1 protein-coding gene and 1 pseudogene are annotated in these 1,702 nt (G+C 71.2%); both read left to right on the forward strand.

Features of this window, described 5'->3' with window-relative positions; genetic code table 11:
* Positions 1–1,171, forward strand: a 1,171-nt coding sequence (locus FV228_RS28885; protein ID WP_147857608.1) for an efflux RND transporter periplasmic adaptor subunit, incomplete at its 5' end; no start/stop codon positions are given.
* 178 nt (positions 1,172–1,349) lie between these two features.
* Positions 1,350–1,702: pseudogene (locus FV228_RS28890) on the forward strand (membrane-bound PQQ-dependent dehydrogenase, glucose/quinate/shikimate family); the annotation flags it as partial.

Below are 1,702 nucleotides of genomic sequence, written 5' to 3' on the forward strand. Positions count from 1 at the left end.
GGGCTACCGCCACTGGCCGGAGCCGTCCCGGGCGGCGAGCCCGCCGCCGCAGGCGGCCAAGAAGCCCCAGACCGTGCGGGTGGCCATGGCCCGGCAGGCCTCCGAAACGCTCAGCCTGACCCAGACCGGCACCACCCAGGCCTTCGACACCGCGAGCCTCTATCCGCGGGCGACCGGCTACATCGTCGAGCGCAAGGTCGATATCGGCTCGCACGTGAGGAAGGGCGACCTGCTGTTCCGGATCAGCGCGCCCGACCTCGACCAGCAGTTGGTCCAGGCGCAATCGCAGGTGCTGCAATTGCAGGCGGCGCTGATCCAGGCGCGCGCCATGGTCGATCAGGCCGAAGCCAACCGCCACCTCGCGGACGTGACCAACCGGCGGACCTCGACGCTGGCCGGCAGCGGCACCGCGACCCAGCAGAACGCCGACACCGCGCAGGCCGGGGTGCTGGCGCAGGGCGCCAACGTCGACGCCGTCAAGGCGGCCGTGAAGGTCGCGGAGGCCAACATCGCCGCCCAGGAGGCCCAGGTCGCCCGGCTCAGGGTCCTGACCGGCTTCGAGGAGATCCGCGCGCCCTTCGACGGGGTCGTGACCACCCGCAACACCGATGTCGGCGACGCGGTCACGGCGGACACCAACACGGGCGCGCCGCTGCTGACGCTGGCCCGGGACGACGTGCTGCGCATGGCGGTGAACGTGCCGCTCTACGCGGCCGACGGAATCCGCGACGGCCTGGAGGCCAAGGCCGAGGTGGCGCAGCTCCCTGGAAAAATCTTCCCCGGCCGGGTCTCGCGCTCGTCCACGACCCTGCTCCACGCCTCGCGCACCCTGGTGACGCAGGTCGACATCCCCAACCCGGACCGGGTCCTGCAGGCCGGCCTCTACATCACCCTGACCCTGGCGATCCCCCGGGTGTCCCCGGCGGTGTCGGTCCCGAACGACGCCCTGATCTTCGACCAGGACGGCACCCGGGTGGCGGTGGTGGGGGCCGGCGCGGAGGGCGGTCATGTGGTGCGGATGCGCCCGGTGACGATCTTCCGCCAGACCGGGACGATGCTGGAGCTGCGCACCGGCCTGACCGGCGGCGAGCGGGTCGTGGTCGGGCCGCCGGCGTCGCTGCGCGACGGCGACCCGGTCGCCCTGCGGCCGGAGGGCAAGGCCGGGACGTGAAGACTTCGACGTGAAGGCCGGGACGTGAGGGCCGGCCCCGGCCCGTCGCTCCGCACAGCCTGAGACCAGCTACAGCGAAGATAAGCCGCGCGACTCGGGGGCTCCGCGCGCGTATTCCGCCCGGAAATCTCGGGGATCCATCATCAACACCCGGATCACGAGAGCGAATTCCATCGTCATGGCAGTAAAAATCCTAGGTCTTCTGACTGCAATACTAGGATTATCTCTGATCGGTTTCGGATACAAGCTTGCGGCGGTCGGCGGGTCGCCGTTCTACGGGGTGGTCGGCCTCGGCCTGCTCGCCGCCGGGATCCAGCTCGCCCGGCGCCGCCAGGGCGGCTTCTGGCTCTACGCGCTCACCCTGGCGGGGGCCTTCGCCTGGACGATCCAAGAGGTCGGGTTCGACAAGTGGCAATGGATCCCGCGCGGCGCGCTGATCCTGTTCCTCGGCCTGCTGCTGTCCCTGCCGTTCGTGCCCGGCGGCCTGCGGAACGCGCCGACAAGCCCCTGGGCGCCGGGCCTGGGCAACGG

It is taken from the genome of Methylobacterium sp. WL18, assembly GCF_008040015.1.
GTDB classification, from domain to species: domain Bacteria; phylum Pseudomonadota; class Alphaproteobacteria; order Rhizobiales; family Beijerinckiaceae; genus Methylobacterium; species Methylobacterium mesophilicum.